Source organism: Yersinia similis (assembly GCF_001053095.1).
GTDB lineage: Bacteria > Pseudomonadota > Gammaproteobacteria > Enterobacterales > Enterobacteriaceae > Yersinia > Yersinia similis.
Genome location: NZ_CGBP01000009.1, coordinates 42166 through 66899, shown reverse-complemented (window position 1 = coordinate 66899; position 24734 = coordinate 42166). Strand labels below are relative to the sequence as shown.

The window sequence follows — 24734 nt, the reverse complement described above, 5'->3', positions numbered from 1 at the left end:
TAACGGCGTTATCAGGAACGGATGGTGTAGCGAATATGCAAAATGATGTCGCTCAGGCTTTGCAGCAGCAGTTTTTGTTTGCCGGTTGCATTGGGGAAGCGAAGCACCAATGTGCCCTTGTCGCTGATATCAATTCCTTCAAACGGCAGGTATTTACCGTCGTTAAAGTCCAGTTGGAACTGGCCGCTATCGTTCATCCCACGAGAGATCGCCAGGGCAGAGCATCCTTTCGCCAAGTGGGTATTTTTACCTGCATAATCGAGGGTGGCTTGAATATCCTGATATGGTCCTAACAGCGCAGGTAAACTTACGCTTATCTGCTTAATACGGCGGATATCGCCTAAATGCATGGGTGCCGGATAATCCTCGATCAGATTCAGGCCATTGATGCTGAGGGAGACAATTAAAGTGCCATCTTTTAATTCCACACCGTCTTGTTCATTACCGGCTTTTTCAGTTTTATCTTGCGCCATATAGCCTGTGACGATTTCTGCCAGATCGAACTTATGGTCACCTAATTGCTGATAATGCTGAGCCAATGAGACGGTGCGTTCCACTTCCAGCCCCCGCTGTTCTTCCATCAGCCACACATTTTCCAGTTTTTGTAGATTGAGTTGCAGGTCTTCACCCGCCAGTAGCCCCTGATAGAGATCATTCCAACCGGAGCGAATAAATAAGCCATCGGTTTTCGCTTTATCGACCTCTTTTTCCAGTGCCGCCTTTGCCATTAAACACAGGGGTTGAGTGGCATCAAACAGTTGGAAATAGAGGCCTGAGAGGCGGCCTGCCATCCAGTTGTATAACTCTTTGCCAGTAAAACGGGTGCTTTGCATCTGATACAGTGCATCGGCATGGCCTTGCTCTAACTCAGCTAAATTGAGCTGTTTTTGCGCCATATTGAGCTGCTCCTGCACGCTGGTATATTGGTGCGCTAACTGTTCAGCGTCTTTATCAGCCTGATTTTTTTGCAGCGTCCACTCTTGTACACGGCGGTCATAATTGGCTTTGATATCATTAATATTGGCACGGCTTTCTGTTAAACCAGCACTGATTTGTAGTGTTGCAGAAGTCGCGTATGGCACTGCTCCCCAGTGAGAACCGCCGTCAGCCAAACCAAAAACATTGGGTGCGGTATCTAAAGCGGCAGCGAGCATTAAGGGTGCGACTGATGCAATATTGACCGCTCCAGCGTCAATACGGAGATCAAGGCCACTTTGTTCACGGCTGGAAATGCCGTTATCCAGTAACTCCTTGTAGTGTTTGCTGCGTTGTTCTGCGGCACTTTTCAGTGAACTTGTTGCATTCAGGCTAGCTTGTAATACGAGGATATTGTTGTTTTGAATATTTTTAGTGTGCTGCAATACTTGCTGTTGTTGTTGCTGGAACAATAGGGTCATGGCTTCGTTATCCTGCCTCTCCAGCACGTTTTGCAGGCTGTTACCGAACTGAATCACCGAACTGACAGCACTTTTTGCCCGCTCAATTAACAGTGGAAAGCGATACAGCGAGGTTTGCGCTGTTGCCATTTGCTCACCACTATTGATGCCATTACCGACCCCGTGTTGACGCTGTAATGCTTTAGGATCCACTGGTGTGGCAAAGAGTGGTAAATGTAATGGTTGACCATCCAAATTTAGATTATGGCGCAGATTATATAAGCGAATTTCCAGTTTATCCCAATAGGATAATAATAGTTCGTTATACGGCGGCAGGAAATGACCATTCTCCGCTTGGCGACTTTCTTCGGCTAATTTTATATTTTCCCACTGATGACCACGAGTAAGATCTGGCCGTGGCCCCAATAATTGACTGGCTTGAATATAATAGATTTTAGCCTCTGCCAGTGTATCTCGTTCTAATTGGCGATAAGCTTGGTCTCCTTGGCTAATAATTAAGTCTAATGTACGCATAAAGATCGCCAACTTATATTGCATCGGATCTTGCATGGCAATAACATCGGGGTCGTCAGTTTCTTGGATGAGAGTGTTGTTGTCCCAATCGGTATCATGTTGCAGTGGCAGGCTATTCCAATAAAGGATATTATCGCCTTCCTTTAGCAAACTACCATTCTCATCACGATAACCGGCACTATTAAACAGATATTTTAACCAATGCTGTGCCAGATCAAAACGCTGTTCATTTAGGAACCGCATAGATGCCAGTAACGGAATATGGAAGAACAACTCCCATAAATAAATACCGTAGGAGCCATTGAATGCGTCTAATCCTACTTTATCTTTTTGGGTGCTATAACTGAGCAGTTCATCAATTGACTTTTGAAGTTTTTCTTTTAATGGTAGACTATTCGGTGATAGTAAAGAAATTTTATTTTCCAATTCATTTATTATTTTTTTTTCAGGTTTTATTCTATTGAATACAATAGAACTGGCTACTAATTCATTATATGGAAATATTTTAATTTCAAATTTATCTATTAACTTTATTTCTTTCTTTTCCCCCTTTTCATTTTTTATGATGAATATCTCTTTCCCATCCTCAATTAATTTAATGTCGTTGATTGTTCCATTATTTCCATTGATGAGTTTTTCCGCTATTTCGAACGATATGTTATCTTCATTACATAATATTTTAATGTCACCATTGATATAGCCATGAGTACGTGACTCTATTTTTTTTATGCTAGTTCCATTAGTTAAAAATAAATTTTCAACTTCTTCTTTAGAGTTTTGATCACCTTGATTTATAAAGAAAGGAGGCAATGTTACAACCTCGGTTGAGGATCTAAGTTTAAATCCTATATCCATATTAATAATGAGTTCAGACCAAGTGTTATCATCGTTTTTGTATACACGATTGTAATGGTATTTCTCTGTGGTTTCATCTTTATTGGCCTTGATGGAAAATTTATTAATCCAGTCAATATAAAGGCCACTTCGATGCCAACTAAGATTAATAAAGAATTTTTCTTCTGTACCATTGATGTTGCAATTAACTTTTCTCCATTCAGACCAGTGTAGATTATTACTATCATTAGACAATTTTTTACCACTACGCCAATAATATTGGCAAGGTGATTCACGGGTTTTACCGAGGAAAAAATGAGTCTTAATGTTTTCTATATATAACTCTTTGATAGTGTCTATTTGGGACAGCTTTTCATAGCTGATTAAATAGCTTTGCAATGCTGATTTTACTGATTTTTCCGTCAATTTGCTGTTATTAATGCTTTGCTCAAAGGTATTAAATAGCTCAGTTTTATTATAGCGTAAAGTGGGGTCAATATAGTCAGCCGCATAATACATCAGCTTCTCTTTACCCGCCCAGCGTGCATAGCGTTTATTATAAACATTCCAGTTATGCAAGAAATTATCAGTGCTGAAATGTTTACTGATGCTTTTTTCATGAAGATCAGTTTCTTCTCCATCAACACAACGATTAATATAAATTTGTAGACTACTGATCGCTTCGGCAATAGGTGAGGTTTTTACTTTATGGCTAATTTTAGTATCTAATAATAAATATTGATACAGTTGTTCTGCGGTTTTAATTTCCTCATCGCCGCTGACATTTTTAGCAAGATAGTAGTTAACCAATGCGTCGCGGCGCGATTCGTTAATTTTATTTAATACAGTGCTAGTAGGCATAATTATTATTCCTATTAAATTGGGGTGTGATAACGTTTTTTAAAGATTAACTATTAGCTTGTTGGCGATATCCTCTAACTCGTTATTCTTATCATCAAAAATATAGTTTTTTATTTTAATTAGGGTCCCAGGATGGACTTTTAATTTTTCAGCGATATAAATATTATTTTTCAATGATACGATTGATTCAAACCCATTAGTTAATTTTTTATCAAAACTATACATTGGTTTTTGTTCAAAACGATAACCATAGTGTTCTTCATAATGGTAATCATCTTTATTCTCATAATGGAAAATGAAATTTGTTCTTTTGTCAAAAATAAGTATAAACATATTATTAGCAATGTTTATATCCCAATGGTATAACTCTGCCAAACGTATGATTATTTCACTGTCCCAATCATTAATTAGTGACTTTATATTGTTTTTGGCCTGTTCTAGTTTTATCTCTTCTTCTTTCTTTTTATCTTTTAACTGAATTTTTGACTTTTCAAGGTTTGATATGTCAAGTTTAAGTGCTTTATACATGGGGTGTTCTGGGGAGAATAGTGTTGCGCTACCATTTCTAATATTTATGGTTGAATCAGCTCTATCTATATCGCTATCTATATCGCCAATATTTTTTGCTATTGATCTTAGTACTTTTTCGGCTGCATTTCTTAAATTTTCTTGTTTTTCATTTGTACCAGTAATCAGCTGTTGCATAATGTCGAATAATTCGCTTTGCGACACCTCAGCCTCATGTTGCCATCGCTTAAATTCAGACAGTAATTTTAACAGCGTGATACTTGGGGATGGGGCACTACCTCTATTATCAATGCCATTGGGTAATAAGATTAATTCTATCTCTTGTTCTGACAACTCTGCCCATTGCGCAATTAATACGTATTGGCTCAGTTTTTGGCATTGGATAATCAAGGGCTGATGAACTTCCAGTTGGTGCAATGACGACTCTTCAGCAAAGGTCATGGCAATATTTTGCCAAAAGCTTTCTAAGGTAAATTCAGTGTCATTTTTTGCTAACCAGTTAACCAGCCCTGCGACCACCTTAGCTTTTAGGTGGAACCCGTTTGCCAGGCTGCGATACAGATTAGGTTTGAGCGATTCGGAATAAACTTGCTTACCTAAGGTTTGATAAATGTTGGATAAGAAATTAAATAATTCAGGGGTCGCTGCCGTGCTGTATTGCTTGGTAAGCATAGCTTGCAGTGTGGTCACATCAAGTTTCTGCTGACTCATCCATTGAAGGGTATCTTCTAGCACAGTAATGGCATTAATAATGGTCATAGCCTTGCCTTGAGCTATTCTTTCCATAATATTCTCATCTGGCTTGCTATATAACTGCCAGAGATATTCAGCTTGCGAGAAACTCACACCAAGTGTGCGGGGGATTATTGCCATACGGTATAATTGGCTGAATTTTTTACTATTCATCTTTACGTTGCTAATTGAACTCTTACCAAAGCAATATTCTGCAATACGTAACAGTTCTTCGGCAGTAATGCCCAATGCCTTGCGGATAATAACTTCCCACGAACCCTGATCACGGAAGTTAAATCCTGTATCTACATCAAGGGTAGAGAAAACTTGCTGGAAGAAACTGGTTTTATTTTCGTTGGTATGGGTGTTAACGGCATTAATAATGGCGATAAACGGATCGACAGACAGGCCGTAACGTTGATTTAAACGGCGATACTCGGAGATGATCGTGAGTATTTCAGGTCTGAGGGGGCTATCTTTATTACTGCTACTTTCAATGGCATTTTTATTAAGCCATTGCAGTTGTTCAACGCTGAGTTGTGTGGCATGTGCCAGACGTTTGGCGCTGTTATCATCCAATGGGGATTTTATGTCAATTAATGCATAGCTGGCCGGGTTCAGCCCGAGTTGTTCTTGTACTAACGCGGGGGTAATGGGATTAGCCCATGGATCATTATTCTCCGCTAGCAGGGCTGCAATTTCTCGTAGGCTAGTAGATTTATCCTGTAGCACCTCATTAATAACCGTTAGGTTATCGTCATAAGGCAGGGTGAAAGAAACGTCATTTGCGTGTGCCTCGGTATCTTTAGTCAGCTCAGCCAGAGGTGCCTTCGTTTGTAGTACATTCAGTAAGATATCCAGTGAAGAGACTTCTTGGTTCATATTGCTATCACTGAGCACCAAATCTTTTAAATCAGGGCGGCGTTGATCGATATGCAGTTTGTTTCCATCTTCATGTAACTCTTTTGCCACATTATATAATTTGCATAAATAGCGACCTGGAGAGAACAATGATTGGATGGATGCCGGATCGGTATATTCTTTTACCCGCTCCGGTATTTCATCAACTAGTGAATGGGCCATTTTGGCTCGGGGTTTTACTTGTAGTTTTGCTATTGGTATTTCTGGCTCAGTTGGAAAGGCTAATTTGTTGATGCGACTGAGTACCGGATCCTGACGCAACTGTTTTGCTCGTCTGGCGGCCTGGTGGTGAGCTACCTCCGCTTTAGCCCGTTGATAGAGAGTTTTGGCTTTTTCAGTTAATTCAGGTTCTGTTGCTCCTTTTTTATCATCACTGGCGTTAACCACCTTTTCAATGAATTGCGCTTCACTTTCAGCCGCGACATCAAAAATAGTATTGAGGTTAGTGATTTTTAGCTGATGGATCGCATTATCAGTATCCGTGATAACGGATGCAGTATGGCCGATATTCTCTTGCATAATTTACCTCTATATTTAGGGATATTACCTTGGAGCTTTAAGTCGCGGGTGTTCATTGTATATATTCACCCGAATAACTTGGCTGTGTAAGCTCCTTGGGATCCATTTATTTTGCTGAAACTCCAGCGGTTTTGGCTGTGAAAAGACCCTGTATCATTTCTGTTTGGTATTTTTTCGTTTAGCTACATTTTGTTTAACTGCATATCAGTTAACTACGTGCTGTATCTAACTCATTTTTTCTGCTGTTTCCTGCCATTTCAGGAGTGAGTTTTTCATGATGTGTTGGGTGAAAAATTCTTTGTTAATCACTGCGCTTTTAAAGTAAATATAATAGGTAATGTTAAAACTAATATCTGATGAAACACTTATCTCGCTAGAGTGGTTTGTGCTTTTATTGTCAATAGAATAGTTTTTTGATAGAGAAATCCCCGCCCCTTTTCTAATTAGATCATGACGAACTCGAGGATCATCAACATGTAATATATTCCCTGAATAACCTTGTTGCCTTAGACTGTGTAAAATTTTCTTAAAGCAGCAGGAAGAACAAAAGATGCCACTTTGTATAAAGGGAAGTTTTTTTAAGTATTCTTTTTTATCAGGTGAATTATTTAAATATGTTGCATACAACAAATTTGTTTCACAATTGGCAGTTAGCTCAACATCGAAATCATAGCCTTTTATCTCTTTGGTACTGATGACGATATCCATTTGACTAACATCACCAATATTTTCTCTTAACTCTATGTTTAAATTTCCTTTTTTTATAAAGTAATCACATATAACACCAGCGTGTAATGAATTCATCTGATAGGTAGCGATATGTATAATGCCATTTTTGTTTTTTTTATAATTTTTTGTTATTTCGGTTAATCGTACGTAGGTTGGATAAATTTCTTGATAAAAAGCAGCGCCTTCCAATGTCAGCTTTAACCCTGATGTTGTTCGCGTAAATAATTTGAAACCCAGTTCCTCCTCCAGTATTTTTAAGCTTCTACTCATGGGTGGAGGCGTTGTGAATAGTTTCATCGCTGCATTAGTCAACGATCCCTCTTGAACAGTAGTAAAAAATACGAGTAAATTTTTTGATATAAACATATTCACCACTTAGTTACTATTAGTTGTCGTGATATGTAGATATACAATATATATCTATAATATAATTTAAGTCTATTTCATATATTGGAATGATTAGCGTTGTTCTGGTCAACTAAGTAGGAGATTTCGCAAGAAAGGCCGTATGTTAGGTAATGGTATTTTTTACGTGAAATAGCACGAGAGGTGTCTTATTTAACAGTTATTTTTATTTTAAGATGATTTAAAATCACTAGGTTAGCTTATATATTCGATATGACATATTGTCAGCGATAATCCTGATAAACTTCAGATACCCGTTTGAAATACTCGGTTAGATAATCAATACAGACCTGAACTTTCAGTGGCATTTTATCTTTTTCGGTATAAAGCGCATATACCGGGCGCGGGTCTGAGTGATAGTGTTTAAATAGAATCTCAACCTCGCCACGTTTAATCTCATCAATCACCCACATTAAGGGAGCATATGCGATACCCGCCCCGGCCTTTAACCAGCGGATCATTGTTTGTGAGTCATTGGTGACAAAACGACCCTGTGGTGATATTTGGGTGGTGATACCTTCTGGTGCGATCAGCTCAAAATTGCTGTCTGGGCGTACGCTATATTCTAACCAGGAAAAGTTGGCCATATCACAGGGTTTTTCTGGCGTGCCATATTGCGACAAATAGCTTTTTGCTGCACACACCACCATGGGCATGGCACCGAGGCGGCGCGAAAACAGCCCTGAATTTTGCAAAGCGCCGACGCGGATCACCACATCCAGGCCATCAGCTATCAGGTCCGGCGCAGGAATGCCGGCAACCAGATTTACTGATAAACCGGGATAGGCTTTCAGCATGTCTGCTGTCATGGTGGCGAGCACATTTTGCGCCATGGTGGAGGAGCAACCAATGCGCAATGTGCCGGTAGGGGTATTGTTAAATGCATACAATTGCTCATGAACTTGCTGTACCTCCTGCAACATACGTCGACAGCCCTGATAATAAATCCGGCCCGCTTCGGTTAAGCCAATGCGGCGAGTACTACGATTCAGTAGCTTAACGTTAAGCTCGTTTTCCAGTTTTGATACAGTTTGGCTGATGGAAGAGACACTGTTCTCCAATCGTCGTGCTGCGGCAGTAAAAGAACCGCACTCCACCACTTTCGCAAAAACAGACATCTGTTTTAATCTTTCCATTACTTATTCCATCCGTATTATTAACTCTGGCTTAATTGTTAACTCTGGCTTAAAAGTGATTTAGATCACACATCGTAGATAACTTGATAATAAGCAGGCTAATATACTGTTGTCGGGAGAATAGCCTCAAGTTCTGCTCATCGGTGCGAAGGCCGCACCACGCCGAATCGTTATCATGCTTTATTCAATTCAATAGCTTCAGTTTAACCCATAAGGCTGCATTATGGCTTTTGCTTTGGGTACCCAGTAGGTAAGTTGAGTGGGTAAGGGCATTAACGCAGGCTAAATGACCCGAACCTTAAACATAAAGGATTTAAAGAATGAGTTTGCTTCCGGTGATGGTGATTTTTGGCCTCTCTTTTCCACCGATATTCCTTGAGCTGCTGATTTCATTGGCTTTGTTTTTTGTTGTGCGCCGCATCCTGCAACCAACCGGTATTTACGAGTTTGTTTGGCACCCGGCTCTTTTTAATACGGCGCTGTATTTTTGCCTGTTTTATTTAACATCCTGTCTTTTTTCCTGAGGTCACCGTGAGTACATTTTCATTAAAAATAATCCGCGTTGGCATCACCGTCTTGGTGGTCATACTGGCTGTCATCGCAATTTTCAACGTGTGGGCCTTCTATACTGAATCGCCGTGGACTCGTGATGCTAAATTCACCGCAGACGTGGTCGCTATCGCACCGGATGTCAGCGGCTTACTGACCGAGGTACCGGTAAAAGACAACCAACTGGTGCAGAAAGGCCAGATTCTGTTTGTCATTGATCAGCCCCGTTATCAGCAAGCGTTGGCCGAAGCCGAGGCCGATGTGGCTTATTACCAGACCTTGGCTGCTGAGAAACAACGGGAGTCCAGCAGGCGGCACCTCCTGGGTATTCAGGCACTGTCACAAGAAGAGATTGACCAGGCAAGCAATGTGTTACAAACCGTCCAGCATCAGCTGGCAAAAACCATTGCCGTGAGGAATTTAGCCCGCCTTGATCTGGAAAGAACCACGATACGTGCACCAGCAGAAGGGTGGGTGACTAACCTGAATGTACATGCTGGCGAGTTTATTAACCGAGGGGCTACGGCGGTCGCATTGGTGAAAAAAGATACTTTCTATATTTTAGCCTATCTGGAGGAGACGAAGCTCGAAGGGGTTAAACCGGGCTACCGAGCGGAAATTACCCCACTGGGCAGTAACCGCATCCTGCATGGCACCGTCGACAGTATTTCAGCCGGTGTCACCAATAGCAGTAGCCGTGCCGACAGCAAAGGGCTGGCGACCATTGATAATAATCTTGAATGGGTACGGTTGGCGCAACGGGTACCGGTGAAGATTCATCTGGATAGCGAAGACCTGCAATATTTGTATCCGGCGGGCACCACGGCCACGGTGGTGATCACTGGGCCGAATGACCGTGATCCTTATCAGGCATCGCCCATGACCAAGTTGATGCATCGCCTACGTGAGTTTGGCTAAGATGACCCACCCGAGCTTTATTCGCCTACGGTTTGCGTTCAAGCTGAGTTTTGCCATTGTGGCGGCATTGTTTCTTGGCTTTCATCTGCAATTAGAAACACCGCGTTGGTCAGTGCTCACTGCCGCTATTGTTTCTGCCGGGCCTGCCTTCGCTGCGGGTGGCGAACCCTTCTCTGGCGCTATTCGCCACCGAGGTTGGCTACGGATTATCGGCACCTTTATCGGCTGTATTGGGGGGCTGATCATTATTGTTTTGACCATTAGAGCGCCAGTATTAACGTTGATGCTGTGTTGCCTATGGGCTGGGATCTGTACGTGGATCTCATCGCTGGTACGGGTAGAGAATTCGTATGCGTTCGGCTTGGCCGGTTATACCGCGTTAATCATCATTGTCACTACTGGTGAAACGCCACTACTGACGCCCCAATTTGCGGTTGAGCGCTGTAGCGAAATTGTCCTCGGGATTGTCTGTGCGGTGATGGCGGATCTGCTGTTTTCACCCCGCTCGATCAAACAGGATATTGATCGATTGGTCGATAAGGTTTTAGTGGATCAATATCAGCTCTTACAACTGTGCATTCAGCCAGCAGAAAAAAACGAGATTGACCGCGCTTGGAATGAGTTGGTTAAAAATACTACGTCACTCAATGGGATGCGCAGCTACCTGATGATGGAGTCTTCCCGTTGGCAGCGCTGTAATCATCGTTTACGGGCATTACATACCGAATCTTTGGCGCTGATCACACAGGCGTGTGAAACCTATCTGGTCATGACCAATCACCCGGAGGTGATCAGTGCTGAACTGAAAACCATGCTGTGCGAACCCGCTCAAACTCCTGCTGAGATCCACCAACAGATGAAAAAACTGCGTCAGTTTATTGCTGCCAGCCACAGTGAGGCGATCCCGCACACCATCAGCAGTTGGGTTGGGGCGGCGACTCGTTATTTATTGCTGTCCAAAGGGGTCCATACCAACAGCAGCATCAGTCAGGTCGAAGAGGATATTCTGGCGGGCGATACACCGGTTAAACCTATTTCTGCCGAAGGCCATCATGCGATGATCAATGGCTTGCGAACCGGTATTGCCACGGCGATTGGTGGCCTGTTCTGGCTGTGGACCGGCTGGACATCCGGGGCGGGATGTATGGTGATGGTTGCAGTGGTCACTTCGCTGGCGATGAGGACACCGAATCCACGGAGGATGGCGCTCGATTTTCTGGTCGGCGTAATTATCGCACTGCCCATCGGGGCGCTTTACTTTATGTTTATTATCCCGTCCACCCAGCAAAGTATGCTGTTGCTTTGCATTAGCTTGGGTGTGCTGGCATTTATTATTGGCATCGAAGTGCAAAAACGGCGTTTGGGTTCACTGGGGACACTGGCTAGCACCATAAATATTATCGTGCTAAGCAACCCAATGATATTCAATGTCCGCCAGTTTCTCGATAGCGCATTAGGTCAAATTGTAGGCTGTTTTGTCTCTTTAATTGTCCTGCTGTTGATCCGTGATAACGCCAAGGACAGAACGGGCAGAACCTTACTCAACCGCTTTGTTTACAGTGCGGTATCGGCTCTGACCACCAATAAAACCAAGCGCCGTGAAAATCATTTACCCGCGCTGTATCAGCAACTGAACCAGTTATTGATGATGTTCCCTGCCGATATTGATAAATATCGTCTGGCATTAACGCTGATCATTGCTCACCAGCGGTTAAACAGGACTGAAATCCCGGTGAATGTGGAGTTGAGCGCTTTTCATAAACAGATCCGCTCTACCGCAGAGCGGGTAATTACGGTCAACAATGACCAGAAACGGCGTTATTATTTTGCCCGGTTATTACAGGAACTGGATCAATATCAGCAGAAATTGGTGGATTATCAGGCTGCTGATGCGGTTATTCGTCCGGTTAAGCGGCTGGCAGAGATGTTGCGTAAATATCAGAGTGCGCTGATTTAGCCATACACCTATGGATATAAGGTGTTCTCATCACCTTATCAAGGGCTATAATAAGTTTGGTACCAGACTGCTGACAAACCCCGATAATTCGATCTTAAATGGTGAGGATAGGCAGGCAAGGCACGGTTCGAGCCCTCATAAAGGAGTTCACGGCGTCTCTATGATTTATCTATTCTCCCGCTGCTGGCACGTTGTCATCAACCTCGGTACTTTCCTTCTTCGCCTTCCTTTGATGGGGGGCATCATCTCCTCAGGAGGTTGACACTATGCCCGCACAAAATCCTTTACAAAATCAACGACAGCACGACGGTATATACCACATTGGCTATTTTGTCGGTGGAAAATGGTATCAGGCACAGGATCAATTTGACGTCCGTAACCCTGCAACTGGCGAACTGGTCGCTAGAGTAGCTAAATCCGGTAAACAAGAAACCGAAGCGGCGATTAAAGCCGCCAGCGAGGCTTTCCCCGCCTGGCGAAAAACGCCAGCTAAACAGCGAGCCGAGATTTTACAGCGTTGGTATTTGCTGATAATGGAACATCAGCAATCATTGGCAGAACTGATGGTCTCAGAGCAAGGAAAACCCTTAAAAGAAGCCTTGGTTGAAGTGGCTTATGCCGCCAGTTTTATCCAATGGTTTAGTGAGCAGGCCAAGCGTGCTAACGGTGAGATTATCCCGTCAGCCAAAGAGGGCGCTCGTATACTGGCGACCCGTGAACCTATTGGTGTGGTAGCCGCTATCACACCGTGGAATTTCCCGCTCGCGATGCTCACCCGCAAGCTGGGGCCAGCACTGGCCGCCGGTTGTACCGGGCTGATTAAACCCGCTAATAACACGCCATTATCTGCCTTCGCCTTACTGGCACTGGCAGAACAGGCTGGCGTGCCTGCTGGGGTACTCAATGGCGTCGTGGGGGATACTCATGCTATCAGCGACGCGATTATGGCCAGTTCAGAAGTGCGTAAAATCTCCTTTACCGGCTCAACTAATGTCGGTAAGACGCTGATGCGTAATGCTGCTGCAACCATGAAGAGAATTTCGATGGAGTTGGGCGGCAACGCGCCTTACATCGTTTTTGATGATGCCGATTTAGATGCGGCGGTCGCCGGTGCGATGGCGTGTAAATTCCGTAATGCCGGGCAGGTGTGTGTGTGCGTCAATCGCTTCTATATTCAGGATGCTATCTACGACGAGTTTGTTAGCCGCCTGGCTGCCGAGGTGAAAAAACTGAACGTCGGCAACGGGATGGATAAAGACGTCAACATGGGGCCGTTGATTAATCTGGCCGGTCTGGAGAAAGTAGAAGAGCACGTAAAAGACGCGCTTGAGAAGGGGGGGCGTCTTTTAGCCGGGGGGCATCGCCATGCACTGGGCGGTAATTTCTTCCAGCCAACGGTGATTGCAGATGCCAATGAGCAGATGAAAGTGGCCTCGGAAGAGACATTTGGCCCGTTGGCCGCCTGCTTCCGTTTCACCACCGAAGCAGAAGTGATTCAACGGGCCAATAATACGCCATTCGGGCTGGCTGCCTATTTCTATACGCAGAACTTGCAACGGGTGTTCCGAGTTTCAGATGCGTTGGAAAGCGGTATGATTGGCGTCAATGAATGCTCGGTTTCTACCGAGTTGGCCCCTTTCGGCGGTGTTAAAGAATCTGGCATGGGCCGTGAAGGTTCGGTGCTGGGATTGGATGAATTTATGGAAGTGAAAACCTTGCATTTGGGTAACTTATAGACAGCCTTGTCGGTCGAATTAATGGGCCAGCGTTAAGCATGGCTTGTAGCAATGATATGGCTTGTAGCGATGACATAGATGTAGCGATGGCATAGATGTAACGATGACATAGATGTAACAATGATTAGCACTGCCGTAGTAGGGAGCCTGAGGATTAAGGGAAACCATGAATAAAAGACTGATGGCCATACTGGGTGCTGTGCTGTTATTGATCGCAGGTGTATGGCAAGGGATTGATGGTGTAACGGCGCGTGATGTTGGTTCCTCGGCGGAGCTTGAGCGCCCGCTGCCGTCGGCCTCTGCCGCTATCGAGCCGTTAACGCAGCATCAGAACGTAGTGAAATATTTACAAACGTATCATCGGCTACCGGATTTTTATCTGACCAAGAAACAGGCCCGTGAGCAAGGTTGGGAGCCACAAAAGGGGAACCTGTGTCATGTGTTGCCGGGCAAAGCTATTGGCGGTGATCGTTTCTCCAACCGTGAGCGTCGGTTGCCTGATGCTAAAGGCCGTCATTGGCGAGAAGCTGATGTGAATTATCGCTGTGGGCGTCGTGGTAGTGATCGCTTGTTGTACTCCAATGATGGCCTGATTTATCTGACCCAGGATCACTATAAGCATTTCATTCGGATGGAGTAAGAAGATGGTAAAGGCGGTATTCGATTTTAACCATATACCGGATCTTCCTGCATTTTACCGCGCATTTGCTCAGCATTTTGCGCTGCGCGAAGATTTCGGTGCCAATCTGGATGCGTTGTGGGATGTGGTCACCGGAGAAATAGTGTTACCGGTAGAGATTGAATTCGTTCATTTCAGCCGCCGCCATCAACGGCGCTTTGCTGCGATTGTATTGCTGTTAGAAGAGGCTGAAGAGGAGTTGGCAGGGCGTTTACATTTTAATATCGTTGATGAACACATCGTTTGATGAATACACTACTTTGTGAATAAATCATTTTGTGAATAGATTATTTGGCCCCCAACGGTATTGAGTCGGGAGCCGGGAGTGACCCGGCCCCGCCCGATTACTTTTGTTTTTCAGCCAGTTCACGTAAATACTGGAAAATCTGACGGAATGATTTTGGCGGCTTATTCGCGGCCTGTTCTTTTTGTGCATTACGCACCAGACTGCGTAATTGTTGGCGGTCAGCATCGGGGTACAGCTCTAGCACCGTTGGGATAGCATCATCACCTTCCGCGATCAGGCGGTCACGCAGTGTTTCCAGTTTATGAAACAGCGAGACTTGCTGGTTGTGGCGGTTTTTCAGTTTATCCAACGCGGTCTGGATTGGCTCGACATCACGGGCGCGCAGCATTTTACCAATTAACTGGATCTGGCGGCGGCGGCCTTCTTTTTTGATCTTCTGCGCCAGTTCAATGGCGGCCAGCAGATCTTCATCCAACGGGATGCGTTCGAGTGCGTTTTTACCCAGATCAACCAGCTCGGTACCAAGGTCTTTCAGCACTTCGGCATCACGTTTAATTTCACTTTTACTGACCCAGATAATCTCATCGTCATCGTCGTTTTTATTTTCTGGGATTTCATCTAGCCAATCTTCGGGCTGTTTGTTCATGGTCAAATTCCTTAAAAAGAGGCTAATCGTAGCAGGTTGTTGGCTTTCTGCGAAATTGTACAAAGATCCTGTTAGACTCAGAACTATGGCGTTCTATATTTTATCCGTATAAGTCGTCGTATTACTACGCCGCCACGGCACTTTCCTGAACGATTATCTCATTAATTATGGCAGATCGATGAAAGTAGTCACTCAAGTTGCAGAACAGCGTAAAACGCTGGAACAAGCTGTTGCACAGGCTTTGGAATTAGCCCGTGCGGGTTCTGATGCGGCCGAAGTCGCCGTTAGCAAAACCACCGGGATCAGCGTTAGCACCCGCTTTGGTGAAGTGGAAAACGTGGAGTTCAACAGTGATGGTGCGCTGGGAATTACCGTTTACCACCAACAGCGTAAAGGCAGTGCGTCCACCACAGATCTAAATCCGGATGCCGTTGCCCGCACCGTGCAGGCGGCATTAGATATTGCCCGTTATACGTCACCCGACCCTTACGCTGGACTGGCAGACAAATCTCTGCTGGCCTTTGATGCACCAGATTTGGATTTATTCCATCCTGGCGATCTGGATGCTGAGCAAGGTATCTTGCTGGCGGCCCGCGCAGAACAGGCGGCATTGCAGGCTGACAAACGGATCACCAATACCGAGGGAGGCAGTTTTAACAGCCATTATGGCATCAAAGTTTTCGGTAACAGCCACGGTATGTTGCAGAGCTACTGCTCCAGTCGTCACTCGCTCTCTAGCAGTGTAATTGCCGAGCACAATGGGGATATGGAACGTGATTACGCCTATACCATTGGCCGCCGGATGGAAGATTTGTCCACGCCAGAATGGGTAGGTGAGGAGTGTGCGCGTCGTACTCTGTCTCGCCTGTCTCCACGTAAATTGCCAACCATGCAGTCACCTGTGCTGTTTGCGGCTGAAGTGGCAACTGGCCTGTTTGGTCATTTGGTGTCAGCGATCAGTGGCGGTAATATTTATCGCAAATCGACTTTCTTACTCGATCATTTAGGCCAACAGATTTTACCTGAATGGCTGACCATTGAAGAACATCCACATTTATTGCGTGGTCTGGCATCGACACCGTTCGACAGTGAAGGCGTACGCACACTGCAACGTGAAATCGTTAAGGACGGGGTGCTGCAAACTTACTTGTTGACCAGTTATTCTGCCCGTAAATTGGGGCTGCAAAGCACCGGGCACGCTGGTGGCATCCATAACTGGCGCATTGCCGGTCAGGGCCAGGATTTCGCGGGTATGTTGAAGCAACTGGATAAAGGTTTGGTCGTCACTGAATTGATGGGCCAGGGCGTTAGCACGGTTACCGGGGATTATTCCCGAGGTGCTGCGGGTTTCTGGGTCGAAAATGGCGAGATTCAATACCCGGTTAGTGAGATAACCATCGCGGGTAACCTGAAAGATATGCTACGCAATATCGTCAGTGTGGGCAGTGATATCGAAACCCGCAGTAATATTCAGTGCGGCTCCGTTTTATTGCCCGTTATGAAAATCGCGGGCGAATAATAACCTTCCTGTCATCTTACTGTTCCACAACTCGCGGGTAGAAAATACCCGCGAGTTTGTCTGCGCTTTTCCTTGATATGATAGTCTTCCCCAGTTTATATGGATGTTTTATACTCGTCATACTTCAAGCTGCATATGCGTTGGCTGCTCTCTTTCACCCGAATCACTTACTGCAGTAAGCTCATCGGGACTCTCTCGCTTGCCGCCTTCCTGCAACTCGAATTATTTAGGGTATATAGTCAAAAGAAATGATTATGCCGGTATTGATTCGGGGAAGTTCAAATATGATTGTTATGCCAAGTACTTATAGTCCAGCGACAATTGCTAGAGAATTTAAGGTCATTCATGAATTTGAATTGTCTAGCATGAAATACGGTGTGATTTTCGATAAAAATGTCCCTAAAGCGGCCATTATCCGCATGAATACGGAAAGTTTTAATGGTATACCGCGTCACCGGATTATCGCGGCTCTTGATCTGGTTGCGAAGCAAGAGTTAGGTGAAAACGTTATTTCTGTTCAGCACTTTTGGCAAGATTCTGCTCTTTTTCAAGTGGAAGGAATGGTGGTTGAACAGGGGGCGCGTGGCAAAGGGTTGGCTACATTACTTTATGAAGAATTAGTCGTTAAGTGTGGCGTGATTTTAATGAGTGATAATAAACAATATGAAGCCGGTAAGGCGCTGTGGCAGAAGATTTCTCAAGAATCGGACAAGCTGGCGGTGTTTATATTAGATTCTGACGTTGGTCAGTTTTACCCTTATTGTGGTGATCGCGTTCTCTATAATGGTAAAGGCATTCCTGAAGAAAGAATTTGGAGCCTGCATCCAGATACCACCAAATGGGGCGTGGTTTTGGTCGCTGAGAATAGAGAGAAAATATCGCAGTATTGTTGATAAATGAGTAAGTCTGCTACTGTTTCCAATTCTTGCTGTCTGCTCATCGCTAAGGTTGTCGGTGTACGCTTTTAATCTACTTCCCCCTCCCTTATTTTTCACCGATTACTAAAATTAACTGTCAGTTTTACCTGCCATTGCCTATGTTAAGGAAGAGCAAAATAAGTCGTAAATACTAACCTAACGATAACAATAGGAATGTGAGCATGGGTAAAACACTAATGGCATTAATCACCGCGGCGTTACTGAGCACAAGCAGTTTAGTCATGGCGGCCAGCGTTGCTGACGATATGGAGACGATTGCCGAGCATTACGGCAAGGTATTGAAGGCCGACTCTACAGAGGTGATTAAACAAGATTTACAGGCGATGCGAGTGGCCGCAGTGGATGCACAAAAGGGCATTCCCACAAAATTGAAGAGTAAAGTTGCAGACAGTCCTGAAATGAAGGATTTTCGCCATGGCATGGATGTGCTGATTGGGGAAATTGATGGGGCGCTGGCCTTGGCGGATCAAGGTAAGTTGGATGAAGCAAAGCAAGCGGCACAAGATTTTAAGGACACCCGCAATACTTATCACAAAAAGTACCGTTAAGCCTGAGATAGATAAGGGCGCAGATTGGAACGCGGCTTGCCGTGGCGAAGCCCATAGATGGGCTAGGCAATGAGTGCAGCCAACGCCCTGCATCTTGAAGGATGGCGGATATAAAAGTGAGCGATAGAGGGTAATGGCCTGCGGCGGTTACCCTCTATTATCTTCTATTACCCTCTATTACCCTCTATTACCCTCTATTACCTTTTTACCTGACACTGCATCTCTGCATCTCTGCATCTCTGCATCACGTATTAGCGGTGATATTCACCCGCTGATTCTGGCTGATACAGCAGTTCCAGTACGGTAATGCGGGTTTCATCCCCACCAGGTAATTTCCAACTGATCTCATCATTGACGTGCAGGCCCAGCAGTGCAGCGCCCAGGGGGGCCATGACTGAAAGTTGCTCGTTACTGTCTTTTAATGATGCAGGATAAACCAGTGTACGAATGTGTTCTTCTTGGCTATTCAGGTCAAGAAAACGCACGCGGCTGTTCATGGTCACCACATCCGCTGGAATCGCATTAGGTGGCAAAATTTCTGCCCGGTCCAGTTCTTCATTGAGCGCTGTTGCGACCACAGAACCGGCAAAAGCCGGTTGCGCCAGCAACGCATCCAAACGCTCAGCATCCAGCTCGTTAATCGTGATGGTTGGCTTGGTCATAACACTCTCCAATTCAATTTCAGCAAAACATAAAAACAACACCCCCACGCCATAGGAGAGGGGGTGTTAGAAAATAGCTTAATGTTAATCTGATATTAGGCGCTTCCGACAAGAAAAGAAAGAGATCCGGATCACGAACTTTTTTCCACCACGAATAGCAGCCGCACATTGATATGAAAGTTATTTTGTTGTTAATGATTACATTGGAAAGTTAACAGCATATTTTGCGAATACGACCCCATCAGGACATTTTGCGCTTATGGATTCACCTATCACCGGCCCTTCGAAAAATGACACTTTTATCCAATGATTACCTAGCCAATAAATTACCCTCGCACCCAATAAATCCCCTCATATCCGCGTAATACCATGTCTTGCGGTTGGAAGGCGCTTTGGTCGTAGCTGCTCATCAATAATTGCCAGTTACCGTCCAGCGTGAGGTCCTCGGGTTGCCACCGCTGTGGTTTCTCACTCAGGTTAGCGACCACCAACAGTTGCTTCCCTTGCCAACTGCGCAAATAGCACCATAAATCAGGGTGCTGTGGGCAAAGATCCTGATAATCACCGAAAGTGAAAATATCGTATTGCTTACGCAGAGCTATCAGATGTTGATAGGCATAAAACACCGAATCAGCGTCTGCCAATGCGGCATTAACGTTAATCTCATGATAATTGCTGCAAGGGGCAATCCAGGGAGTGCCTTGGCTGAAGCCCGCATTATCGCAGCTATCCCATTGCATGGGGGTACGGCTATTATCACGGGATTTGGCTGCCAGAATCGCCAATAACTCATCGGGTTCGCGGCCAGCAGCACTCAGTTCGGCAAACATATTCAGGCTTTCAACATCACGGTATTGAGTGATATCAGTGAAATTGGGGTTCGTCATGCCAATTTCTTCCCCCTGATATATATAAGGCGTGCCCTGCATACCGTGCAGTACCATCGCCAACATTTTTGCCGCTGGCAAACGTAGTGCGCCTTCATGACCAAAACGCGAGACAATACGTGGTTGATCGTGATTACACCAAAATAGTGCGTTCCATGCACGGTTGTGCATCCCTTGCTGCCACTGATTAAAAATGTGTTTCAACTCCACCCGATTCGGCGGCATCAACGACCATTTTTCACCGTTAAGATAATCCACTTTCAGGTGATGGAAATTAAAGGTCATGGATAACTCATCACCGCCTAATGCCGCATATTGCTGACAATGCTCAAGACGGGTAGATGACATCTCGCCTACCGTCATCAGGCCGCGTGGCTGGAACACATCGCGGCTCAGTTCCTGCAAAAATTCATGAATGCGTGGGCCATCGGTATAAAAACGACGGCCATCGCCGTCCATATCATTAGGGAAATCCTGCTGTTTGGACACCAGATTGATGACATCCAAACGCAGACCATCAACCCCCAGATCGGCCCAAAATTCACACACCTTTTTGAGCTCATCGCGTACCGGTTGGTGTTCCCAGTTCAGATCAGCCTGCTCTGGGGCAAACAAATGCAGATAATACTGGCCGCTGGCCACGTGCCATTGCCAGGCGTGACCACCGAATTTCGAGCGCCAGTTATTCGGTAAGCTGCCGTCTCCACCGTCACGCCAAATATAAAATTGCCGATAAGGGTTATTACGATCCTGCGAGGCTTTAAACCAGGCATGTTCTGTGGAGGTGTGATTGAACACCATATCCATGATGATGCGTATGCCTCGCTGATGAGCACCTGCGACCAAATGTTTAAAGTCATCCAATGTGCCATAAGCGGGATCAATGGCGCAGTAATCCGCCACGTCATAACCGTTATCCACTTGTGGCGAGACATACACCGGTGTCAGCCAGATGGCATCAACGCCCAGCTTTTGCAGATAATCCAGCCGCTGCGCCACACCCGCCAGATCACCATAGCCATTACCGGTGCTGTCCTGAAAGCTCTTCGGGTAAATCTGATAGATGACACCATGTTGCCACCAAGGGATTGGATTATTCATAGCGGACTCTTATGTATTGAAAAATGACCCCGCCAGACGATCACCGCTGGCGGGAGAACACAACTTACTATCGATATCATCCAGAACGACATCATCCAGGACGACACCATTCAGACCGGCAATTCACCACGGCGTTCTTTACGTTTATACACCAGAATGGTCAGTGCTAATGGCACAACGATAGCCACTAACATCGCCACGGCATAAATTCCCCAGAACTGCGGTTGGATAGATAAAATACCGGGCAACCCACCCACACCGATGCCGTTCGCCATCACTCCCGTCAACCCGCAAATCAGGCCAGCCAGTGCGGAACCGATCATGGCGCATAACATCGGAAAGCGGTATTTCAGGTTGATACCGTACATTGCTGGTTCGGTCACACCCAGATAGGCGGAGATCGCTGCGGGTACTGAAATCTCACGTTCATTGATTTTACGGCTGATGATGATGATACCCAGTACTGCCGAAGCTTGTGCGATGTTGGACAACGCAATCAATGGCCAGACCGGTGTGCCGCCCATGCTCTGAACCATCTGCATATCAATAGCCAGCGTGGTCTGATGTACCCCGGTAATCACCAGCGGTGCATACAGGAAACCAAATAGTGCTGCACCGACCGGTGCGAAACTGCCGGTCATCACCGCCTTCACGCCCCATGCCACACCGTCACCAATCATGCGGCCAAACGGCCCAATCAGTGTATGGGCAAGGAATACGGCTAGTAGCAGGGAGACCACTGGGACGACCACCAGGTAGAGGTAGGCGGGGATGATTTTCTTCAAGTTGGTTTCAATCCATCCTAGTGCCAGACCCGCCAGAATAGAGGGGATCACCTGTGCCTGATAACCGACTTTCTCAATGGTAAACCAACCGAAGTTCCAGACTTCAGGCAGTTGTTGCCCTAGTAAGTAGGAGTTCATCAATTGCGGAGATACCAGTGTTATCCCCAGCACAATCCCTAACACCGGTGTCCCGCCCATTTTCTTCACTGTTGACCAGCAGATAGCCACAGGCAAGTAGAAGAAGATGGCTTCGCCAAGTAACCAAAGAAAGTCATAGATGGTTTGCCACGCTGGGTACATCTGCGCCAGCGTTTTCCCCTCCGACATTGGGATGTCACCGATGACATTACGGAAGCCGAGGATCAACCCTCCGCTGATCAACGCCGGTAGCAACGGGAAGAAGATCTCAGCAAAGTGAGAAATACCGCGCTCAAACCAAGTCATGTTCTGCCGCGCCGCCAGCTTGGTCTGCTCTTTGTCTACTTCACTTTGGCCAATTTTAGCAATCAATGCCTTATAGTAATCATCGACTTCTGGCCCGATGACCACTTGAAATTGGCCAGCATTAGTAAAACAGCCTTTGACCATTGAGAGATTTTCAATCTCTTTTGGTGATGCTATCGACGGATCTTTTAACACAAAACGTAATCGAGTAATGCAGTGACTGACGGTGGCAATATTTTCTCTGCCTCCCACCAGAACGATCAGTTGATCGATATCCTGCTGTTTTACTTTGCCCATTTTATCGTCCTTTCCGTAAAGGTTACGTGCGCGCATGAGATGTCATATCTGCCTGAAATAAGCAGCGAATTAAATCTATATTCCCTTTTTATTCGGTGTTACCGCGACGCTCACTCACCCAAATCACTCATCTGAACCAGCTCATCGGGGGGGCGCATTAATGCTGTTCAAATCAGTCGATAACTGATTTGTCATTCGCTTTCGGTCTTATTACAACACCAATGACGTTGGATATAGGTGGAGAAATATCCAACTTAATAAAGATTAGCTAGATATTTATTTTTATGGAATGGGAACGTTCCCATTTTGTATTAAAGATCACAATTTGATAAATTTTTATACAGTTGTTCACTGTTAAGGCAATCGATGCAGAGTTATTCCCCTGTACAGGGTGGGATCAGACGAGTTGGCCTGGAATAATAATTTGCTGAATAGGCTGGCTATTATTCAGTTGATCCAGTAATTGCTGTGCGGCTTTCATGCCTGCACGGCCATAACCCAGCTCAATTGATAAGGTATCGGGAAATAAAAAGTGTAACAGCGGTGTATTACCAATACCGCATACCTGAATGGGTTGTTGCCCCTGCTGTTGCAAGTATTTACTGACGCCCATGGCGATAGTGTCAGAGGCACAAACCAAGGCTGAGGTCTGTGGTGTTATCACCTGAGGAGCCAACTGAAAGCCACTCTGATAGCTCAATTCCCCCAATGCGACCACGGGTGTCAGGCCATGCTGTTGGCTGTAATCGAGATACGCTTGATGGCGGCGCACACCGGTGGTTGCATCGGAAGGTTGTACGCCGATATAACTGATATGGCGGTGCCCGGCTTGACATAATTTGTCCATTAAGAGGTATATGGCACCTCCGTCGTCATAACAGACCGAAGAAAAACCACTGTACTCCCGCGCCAGTACCACCATTTTTTCCTGCCACGGTGCTAGTATTTCCGCGGTTAATCCGCTGAAACCGAACAGGATAACGCCATCAACATGGCGCTGTTGCAGAATATGTAAATGCTCGCTAACCAATGCGGTATCAAATTGGCTCTCCATCAGGATCGGGTCGTAACCTTGCTGATAGAACAGCGGTAACATAGTACGTACCGCCTGATTCTCGGATGGCGAATCGAGACGAGAGACAATGATGCCAACAACCTTGTCGCTTTGCCCACGCATAGCTCGGGCTGATTTGGAGGGAGTAAAATCGTGCTGGCGGATCACCGCCTCGACCCGTTCACGGGTCTGTGGGCTGACGCTGTTTTCATTATTTAGTACCCGTGAAACTGTGGATTTTCCAACACCACTCATGCGGGCAATATCTTTGATGGTCAAACGGTTTTGCATGGTTTGCCTAATGTTCAGGTTTGAAAATACATTTTAAACTCATTATTTATATATGCGGTGGCATTGGGAAGTTCGAGATGCATAGAACCAGATGGCACGCATGATATTCCAATGGCCGGCAGCATAGGGATACCCTAACGGATTTTCTCACCGTTAGGGTATTTTTTACTGCGGTGATAGCGATTATGTGGTTTGGTTTTATTGGGGGTGAACTGAATTTGAATGCAGAACCATCAGTGGGGTGGAGCATCGATGGGCAGACAGACCTCACAAAGTTCTTTCAGTAGTGATATATAATCACTTTTGGTATCTGATTGAATACTCAATACTTTATTGATGCTTTTCGGCCCCAGGCTGAAGGCATCAACCTGCAAATAGTTACCTGATCCAGTAGTCAATTGGGATACGATCAATTCTTTATTGCCATCACCATTGATATCAATAAATTCTACCCGAGGTTTTCCATTATCTTGGAATATCGAACCATCACGAGGAAACACTCCGCCAGCAATAAAGTCCAAAAAAGTATCATTCTTGAAAATAGCGACAGAATAGCTGCCGACAGATGCCGATTCTAAATCTCCCTCAGACAACACCGCGATTCGCTTATCAGGTAATGGGATGGCGACACCATTTTTGGCTATTGCGGTACTTCCCCAAAAAAAAGTTGAGCATATTATCGGCATTAATAACCGAGTGCGCAGTTTCATCCTTAATCCCCTCTCAATAGGCTACAGAGTATACGAATGCGGTAGCTGAACCGTATCCGTTTGATAACGCGGCGTTCGAAGAGTTTACTGTACCTTGGGCGCTTGGGTGACTTATGCCGCTTGTATCTACGACCCAACGGCCTGTATCCCCTTCATCTAATCTTGTCGGCAGCCCGATAGTCCCCGCTTTT

The 24734-nt window shown here is 45.4% G+C and carries 19 protein-coding genes; 9 read left to right on the top strand and 10 right to left on the bottom strand.

What is annotated here, in order from left to right; genetic code table 11:
- Window positions 1–11: 11 nt before the first annotated feature.
- The 4 genes from AC971_RS25600 to aaeR form a co-directional block, all read right to left on the bottom strand.
- Window positions 12–3605 (bottom strand): Tc toxin subunit A-related protein, encoded by a 3594-nt coding sequence (locus tag AC971_RS25600; protein ID WP_038402036.1) that lies wholly within the window; start codon window positions 3603–3605, stop codon window positions 12–14.
- A gap of 39 nt (window positions 3606–3644) precedes the next feature.
- The gene (locus AC971_RS08965) at window positions 3645–6305 is read right to left on the bottom strand and encodes a Tc toxin subunit A (RefSeq protein WP_025381626.1); all 2661 of its coding nucleotides are present in this window, start codon (window positions 6303–6305) and stop codon (window positions 3645–3647) included.
- Between the two features lie 225 nt (window positions 6306–6530).
- Window positions 6531–7400, bottom strand: coding sequence for a LysR family transcriptional regulator (locus tag AC971_RS08960; RefSeq protein ID WP_025381625.1), 870 nt, complete (start codon window positions 7398–7400; stop codon window positions 6531–6533).
- A 263-nt stretch (window positions 7401–7663) separates the two neighbouring features.
- Entirely contained in the window at window positions 7664–8575 is a 912-nt protein-coding gene (gene aaeR / locus AC971_RS08955; protein WP_025381624.1) for an HTH-type transcriptional activator AaeR, read from the bottom strand.
- A gap of 320 nt (window positions 8576–8895) precedes the next feature.
- Here aaeR and aaeX point away from each other — a divergent pair, with 320 nt between their 5' ends.
- The 6 genes from aaeX (at window position 8896) to AC971_RS08925 (ending at window position 14661) form a co-directional block, all read left to right on the top strand.
- Window positions 8896–9099 (top strand): p-hydroxybenzoic acid efflux pump operon protein AaeX, encoded by a 204-nt coding sequence (gene aaeX / locus AC971_RS08950; protein ID WP_025381623.1) that lies wholly within the window; start codon window positions 8896–8898, stop codon window positions 9097–9099.
- A 7-nt stretch (window positions 9100–9106) separates the two neighbouring features.
- Window positions 9107–10042 (top strand): p-hydroxybenzoic acid efflux pump subunit AaeA, encoded by a 936-nt coding sequence (aaeA, locus tag AC971_RS08945; protein WP_025381622.1) that lies wholly within the window; start codon window positions 9107–9109, stop codon window positions 10040–10042.
- A gap of 1 nt (window position 10043) precedes the next feature.
- Complete coding sequence (gene aaeB / locus AC971_RS08940) at window positions 10044–11999, top strand: p-hydroxybenzoic acid efflux pump subunit AaeB (protein WP_025381621.1); 1956 nt, start codon at window positions 10044–10046, stop codon at window positions 11997–11999.
- Between the two features lie 266 nt (window positions 12000–12265).
- The gene (locus AC971_RS08935; protein ID WP_025381620.1) at window positions 12266–13735 is read left to right on the top strand and encodes an NAD-dependent succinate-semialdehyde dehydrogenase; all 1470 of its coding nucleotides are present in this window, start codon (window positions 12266–12268) and stop codon (window positions 13733–13735) included.
- A gap of 166 nt (window positions 13736–13901) precedes the next feature.
- Window positions 13902–14375 carry a ribonuclease gene (locus AC971_RS08930; protein ID WP_025381619.1) on the top strand — a complete coding sequence of 158 codons (474 nt, stop codon included), beginning with the start codon at window positions 13902–13904 and terminating at the stop codon, window positions 14373–14375.
- 4 nt (window positions 14376–14379) lie between these two features.
- Window positions 14380–14661, top strand: coding sequence for a barstar family protein (locus AC971_RS08925; RefSeq protein WP_025381618.1), 282 nt, complete (start codon window positions 14380–14382; stop codon window positions 14659–14661).
- Window positions 14662–14758: 97 nt separating this feature from the next.
- Here the strand turns inward: AC971_RS08925 and yjgA are convergent, their stop codons facing one another.
- On the bottom strand, window positions 14759–15307 hold the full coding sequence (yjgA, locus tag AC971_RS08920) for a ribosome biogenesis factor YjgA (protein ID WP_025381617.1): 549 nt from the start codon (window positions 15305–15307) through the stop codon (window positions 14759–14761).
- 178 nt (window positions 15308–15485) lie between these two features.
- On the opposite strand from yjgA, the gene pmbA reads away from it, so the two are divergent.
- From pmbA to cybC, 3 genes are all read left to right on the top strand, one after another.
- Window positions 15486–16826 carry a metalloprotease PmbA gene (gene pmbA / locus AC971_RS08915; RefSeq protein ID WP_025381616.1) on the top strand — a complete coding sequence of 447 codons (1341 nt, stop codon included), beginning with the start codon at window positions 15486–15488 and terminating at the stop codon, window positions 16824–16826.
- Window positions 16827–17074: 248 nt separating this feature from the next.
- Window positions 17075–17719: a hypothetical protein gene (locus tag AC971_RS08910; protein WP_025381615.1), complete on the top strand. Its 645-nt coding sequence runs from the start codon at window positions 17075–17077 to the stop codon at window positions 17717–17719.
- Window positions 17720–17925: 206 nt separating this feature from the next.
- A complete protein-coding gene (gene cybC / locus AC971_RS08905; protein WP_025381614.1) occupies window positions 17926–18312 on the top strand; it encodes a cytochrome b562 in 387 nt (128 codons plus the stop codon).
- A gap of 251 nt (window positions 18313–18563) precedes the next feature.
- Here cybC and rnk read toward each other — a convergent pair whose 3' ends face one another.
- The 5 genes from rnk to AC971_RS08880 all read right to left on the bottom strand — a co-directional run bounded on the left by rnk (window position 18564) and on the right by AC971_RS08880 (window position 24543).
- Entirely contained in the window at window positions 18564–18974 is a 411-nt protein-coding gene (rnk, locus tag AC971_RS08900; RefSeq protein WP_025381613.1) for a nucleoside diphosphate kinase regulator, read from the bottom strand.
- A 326-nt stretch (window positions 18975–19300) separates the two neighbouring features.
- Complete coding sequence (treC, locus tag AC971_RS08895) at window positions 19301–20962, bottom strand: alpha,alpha-phosphotrehalase (RefSeq protein WP_025381612.1); 1662 nt, start codon at window positions 20960–20962, stop codon at window positions 19301–19303.
- A 110-nt stretch (window positions 20963–21072) separates the two neighbouring features.
- A complete protein-coding gene (gene treB / locus AC971_RS08890) occupies window positions 21073–22488 on the bottom strand; it encodes a PTS trehalose transporter subunit IIBC (RefSeq protein WP_025381611.1) in 1416 nt (471 codons plus the stop codon).
- Window positions 22489–22885: 397 nt separating this feature from the next.
- The gene (gene treR / locus AC971_RS08885; RefSeq protein WP_025381610.1) at window positions 22886–23833 is read right to left on the bottom strand and encodes a trehalose operon repressor TreR; all 948 of its coding nucleotides are present in this window, start codon (window positions 23831–23833) and stop codon (window positions 22886–22888) included.
- A gap of 233 nt (window positions 23834–24066) precedes the next feature.
- Window positions 24067–24543: a PliI family lysozyme inhibitor of I-type lysozyme gene (locus AC971_RS08880; RefSeq protein ID WP_025381609.1), complete on the bottom strand. Its 477-nt coding sequence runs from the start codon at window positions 24541–24543 to the stop codon at window positions 24067–24069.
- Between the last annotated feature and the right edge of the window lie 191 nt (window positions 24544–24734).

Bases quoted from the DNA above. Each gene is read 5' to 3' on its own strand.
- AC971_RS25600 (WP_038402036.1), bottom strand. From the start codon at position 3,605: ATGCCTACTAGCACTGTATTAAATAAAATTAACGAATCGCGCCGCGAC.
- AC971_RS08965 (WP_025381626.1), bottom strand. From the start codon at position 6,305: ATGCAAGAGAATATCGGCCATACTGCATCCGTTATCACGGATACTGAT.
- AC971_RS08960 (WP_025381625.1), bottom strand. From the start codon at position 7,400: ATGTTTATATCAAAAAATTTACTCGTATTTTTTACTACTGTTCAAGAG.
- aaeR (WP_025381624.1), bottom strand. From the start codon at position 8,575: ATGGAAAGATTAAAACAGATGTCTGTTTTTGCGAAAGTGGTGGAGTGC.
- aaeX (WP_025381623.1), top strand. From the start codon at position 8,896: ATGAGTTTGCTTCCGGTGATGGTGATTTTTGGCCTCTCTTTTCCACCG.
- aaeB (WP_025381621.1), top strand. From the start codon at position 10,044: ATGACCCACCCGAGCTTTATTCGCCTACGGTTTGCGTTCAAGCTGAGT.
- AC971_RS08935 (WP_025381620.1), top strand. From the start codon at position 12,266: ATGCCCGCACAAAATCCTTTACAAAATCAACGACAGCACGACGGTATA.
- AC971_RS08930 (WP_025381619.1), top strand. From the start codon at position 13,902: ATGAATAAAAGACTGATGGCCATACTGGGTGCTGTGCTGTTATTGATC.
- AC971_RS08925 (WP_025381618.1), top strand. From the start codon at position 14,380: ATGGTAAAGGCGGTATTCGATTTTAACCATATACCGGATCTTCCTGCA.
- yjgA (WP_025381617.1), bottom strand. From the start codon at position 15,307: ATGAACAAACAGCCCGAAGATTGGCTAGATGAAATCCCAGAAAATAAA.
- pmbA (WP_025381616.1), top strand. From the start codon at position 15,486: ATGAAAGTAGTCACTCAAGTTGCAGAACAGCGTAAAACGCTGGAACAA.
- AC971_RS08910 (WP_025381615.1), top strand. From the start codon at position 17,075: ATGATTATGCCGGTATTGATTCGGGGAAGTTCAAATATGATTGTTATG.
- cybC (WP_025381614.1), top strand. From the start codon at position 17,926: ATGGGTAAAACACTAATGGCATTAATCACCGCGGCGTTACTGAGCACA.
- rnk (WP_025381613.1), bottom strand. From the start codon at position 18,974: ATGACCAAGCCAACCATCACGATTAACGAGCTGGATGCTGAGCGTTTG.
- treC (WP_025381612.1), bottom strand. From the start codon at position 20,962: ATGAATAATCCAATCCCTTGGTGGCAACATGGTGTCATCTATCAGATT.
- treB (WP_025381611.1), bottom strand. From the start codon at position 22,488: ATGGGCAAAGTAAAACAGCAGGATATCGATCAACTGATCGTTCTGGTG.
- treR (WP_025381610.1), bottom strand. From the start codon at position 23,833: ATGCAAAACCGTTTGACCATCAAAGATATTGCCCGCATGAGTGGTGTT.
- AC971_RS08880 (WP_025381609.1), bottom strand. From the start codon at position 24,543: ATGAAACTGCGCACTCGGTTATTAATGCCGATAATATGCTCAACTTTT.